The sequence below is a fragment of the Microbacterium sp. Bi128 genome (assembly GCF_918698205.1).
In genome coordinates this window covers 1-3,875 of the sequence record NZ_CAKKMM010000415.1, presented here as the reverse complement: position 1 = coordinate 3,875, position 3,875 = coordinate 1, and the positions used below count along the sequence as shown (strand labels likewise).

The following is a 3,875-nucleotide window of genomic DNA, read 5'->3' as shown; positions in this document are numbered from 1 at the left end:
CGCGGCCGCCATGAAAAGCCCGACGACGAACAGGCGCACCATCATCGACTGGACGAGGATCGGCTGGTTGAAGGGCCGTGGTTTGCGGTCCATGATGCCCGGCGTCGCGAGATCCAGGCCCATCACCGCCCCAATCGGGGCGACGATCGCCATGTGGATCCACAGCACCTGGGCCGGGCTGAGCAGGGCCGTGCCGGCTATGGCGAAGGCCGAGGATCCGATGAACGCCAGAATGAACATGAACAGGTTGGCGACTTGGATCCGGATGAACTTCTGCAGGTTGTCGTACACGAGCCGGCCCTCTTCGACCGCCGCCACGATGGTGGCAAAGTTGTCGTCGGCCAGGATCATCTTGGCCGCACCCTTGGCGACGTCGGTGCCGGTGATGCCCATCGCGATCCCGATGTCGGCGGCCGCGATGGCCGGCGCGTCGTTCACGCCGTCGCCAGTCATGGCCACGATGTTGCCCTTGCGCTTGAGCACCTCGACCAGCCTGACCTTGTGTTCGGGGGCGACGCGGGCGATCACGCCGATCCCGTCCACCTGGCTGTCAGCCTCCGCGTCGCTCATCGCCGCGAACTCGGCCCCGGTCACCGCGCGGCCCCTGATGCCCAGTTCGTCGGCGATCGCCGCAGCGGTGACGGCGTGGTCGCCGGTGATCATCCGGACCCGGATGCCGGCGTGCTTTGCCTTGGCGATGGCGGCCACCGCCTCGGCGCGCGGCGGGTCAACCTCGCCGATCAGCGCCGAAATCTCCAGATCCTGCATCAGCGCCATCAGGTCGCCCGAAGGCTGGAACGTCGCCGGGTCGAACTCGCGCTGCGCCAGGGCGAGCACCCGCCTGCCCTGGCTGGCGATGCGTTCGTTCTCGGCAAGCACCTTGCCCCGCATTTCGTCAGTGAGGCGCTCGGCGTGGCCGCCCGGCATCCGGCCGAACGAGGACCTGCTCAGGAGGACGTCGGGTGCCCCCTTCACGTAGGCCCGGATCACGGGCCTGCCATCGGCCCCCGGCATCCGGTGGAACGTGGCCATGAACTTGTAGTCGGAATCGAACGGTACCGACGCCACGCGCGGGTTGTTCCGGCGGAATTCCCTGACGTCCACGCCGCCTTTCTGCGCGAGCACGTAGAGCGCCGCCTCGGTGGGGTCCCCGACCACCTCGCCGTCGTTGATATCGGAGTCGTTGCACAGGGCGCAGGAGAACATCACGTAGTCCAGGTCCCGTTCGGCGTCCCCCGTGGTCCGTTGGATCTGGCCGTCGAAACTGTAGCCCTCACCGCTGACGGTGTAGTGGTGCTGCACGGTGGTGATCTCGCGGACCGTCATCTGGTTCAGGGTCAGGGTGCCGGTCTTGTCCGAGTTGATGGCCGAGGTGGAGCCCAGGGTCTCGACCGCAGGGAGGACCTTCATGATGGCGTTCTTCTTGGCCATATTGACCGACCCGACGGACAGGATGGTGGTGACGACGGCGGGCAGCGCGTCCGGGATGGAGCCGACTGCCAGCGCCACACCGATTCCGAAGAGCACCGCGAAGGACTCGCCTGAGGCCAGGCCCATCACGACGATGGCGATAAACGCGAAGAGGGCCGCGATAATGATGAAGATGGTGAGCCGGTCCACCTGCTTGGTGAGCGGGGTCTTCTCCACTTTCTGCCCGGACAGCATGTGGGCGATGTGGCCGACCTCCGAGCCCATGCCGGTGGTGGTGACGAGGATTTCGCCGTGGCCCCGCGTCACGTTCGTGTTCATGAACGCCATGTTCAGGCGGTCGCCGATGCCGACGTCGTGCCGGCCGATGGTCTCGGTGTCCTTCTCGACGGCGACGCTCTCCCCGGTCAGGGCGCCCTCCTCGATCTGGAGGGTTGCCGCCAGGATGATCCGGCCGTCGGCGGGGACGCGGTCACCGGCATCGACCACCACGATGTCGCCGGGGACGATCTGTTCGGCGGGGAGCTCCACAACGTCACCGTCGCGGCGCACCTTGGCCATAGCCTTCATCATCTGCCCCAGGGAGGCGGCGGCTTCTTCGGCCTTGCCCTCCTGGTGGTACCCCAGCCACGCGTTGAACAGCGTCAGCAGGGCAAGCCCAATGGCGGTTCCGTATTCCGCAATCAGCAAGCTGACCAGGGCGGCGACCACAAGGACGATCTGCATGTAGTCCTGATAGTGCTTGAAGAACCGTTTCCATACCGGCTCCTGCTTAGCGGCGGCGAGGGCGTTCGGTCCGTACTCCTGCAGCCGCTGCTGCGCCTCTCCCGTGCTCAACCCGCCAGCCGGATCCACCTTCAGCTCGGCCGCCACTTCAGCCGGTGCCAGCGCGTACCAGCTCGCGTCAGCCTCCGCCGGGGCCACCCCAGCTACTGCTCCGGGATCGTCGCTCATGACTTCCTCCTCATCGCCGGGGCGCTGCTTAGAACGGGGTGGGGATGTGCCGCACGGCCAGTGCCGGTTCGGTGTAATCGCCGGCCTTCTGGCGCTTGGGGAGCTCGACGTCGAGCCCCGGGTACGGCTCGTAGGGCACCTGGCTGAGAATATGGCTGATGACGTTGAGCCGGCCGCGCTTCTTGATGTCATTGTGCGCGACGTACCACGGTGCCCAGGCGGTGTCGGTCGCCTCGAACATGGCGTCCCGGGCCCGGGAATAGTCGTACCACCGTTTGTAGGACTTCAGGTCCATCGGAGAGAGTTTCCAGGTCTTGCGGGGGTCGTCCATGCGGCTCTCGAGCCGCCTGGTCTGCTCGTCAGCACTGACCTCGAGCCAGTACTTGAGCAGGATGATCCCGGAGTCGACCATCGCCTTCTCCACCATCGGGGTCATGTCGAGGAACCTCTGGGTCTGTTCCGGTGTGCAGAAACCCATCACCCGCTCGACGCCCGCACGGTTGTACCAGCTGCGATCGAAGATGACCACCTCGCCCGCCGCCGGGAAGTGAGACATGTAGCGCTGGAGGTACATCTGCGACTTCTCCCGCTCGGTCGGTGTGGGGAGCGCGACCACGCGGAACACCCGGGGGCTCACCCTTTCGACGATGCGCTTGATCGTGCCGCCCTTGCCGGCCGTGTCGCGGCCTTCGAAGACGATGCAGATTTTGGCTCCGGTGGACTTCACCCACTCCTGCATGGCGACCAGTTCACCCTGCAGGACCTCCATCTCCGCTTCGTACTTCTTGCGCGGCATCTTCTTCCCGGCGCGCCCGTCCTCTTCGTCGGAGCCCTTGGACTTTTTCTTCTTCTTGCCCACCATCGACCTCCTCGCGACGTACTTGCTGAGGTAAACCACAACACTGCGACACCGGCGAGACTGTCATCCAACGAGACCGGCACCCCGGCCCGGGACTGGGGCGCGGCTGCACTTGTCGCGGGCACCCTCGTGCGGCGTCCTGCCATTCTTAGTGTTGACCGCGGCTCGGGTCCGGTCTACGGCACTAAGACCCTAATGGGCGGCGGCGGAACCGGGTGTCTCGGCCGAGCCGGCCCCTGCTGCTGGGCGCAGGGGCCGGCCGTCCGGGCTCGGCGCTGACGCCGATGATGACGGAAACCCGCCTGGCCGCGAGGCCGGTGCGCGGGTGGCGGCCGCCACTGAGACAGAGCATCTTCCGCGCACCTTGGGAAAGCCTTGGGTTAATCCTGGAGCCATTCCGCGCAGGAATTCAGGTTCCGGGTGACGCTTTCGACGGCGGCCGCCTCGTCGCGGGCGGCAATTGCGGCCACGAGTTCGTCGTGGCCCTCGTGCGGCAGGCCGTTGAAGCCTCCCCGACGCTGCTGGCGGAGCAGGTCGTTGTGGAATACGCTGCCGAAACTGACATACAGCTCATGCAGCAGCGGGTTGGCGGACGCCTCCGCCACGCGCGCATGGAAGTCCCAGTCTGCCCGGG

Annotated in this window: 3 protein-coding genes; all 3 read right to left on the bottom strand. The window is 66.4% G+C overall.

Annotated elements, in window-relative coordinates; genetic code table 11:
• The coding region (locus LQV45_RS20125; RefSeq protein ID WP_230008530.1) for an HAD-IC family P-type ATPase at window positions 1-2,382 on the bottom strand (2,382 nt) is incomplete at its 3' end.
• Between the two features lie 28 nt (window positions 2,383-2,410).
• Entirely contained in the window at window positions 2,411-3,244 is an 834-nt protein-coding gene (gene ppk2, locus LQV45_RS20120; RefSeq protein ID WP_230008529.1) for a polyphosphate kinase 2, read from the bottom strand.
• A 377-nt stretch (window positions 3,245-3,621) separates the two neighbouring features.
• A partial coding sequence (locus LQV45_RS20115; protein WP_230008528.1) for an FCD domain-containing protein occupies window positions 3,622-3,875 on the bottom strand: 254 nt, incomplete at its 5' end.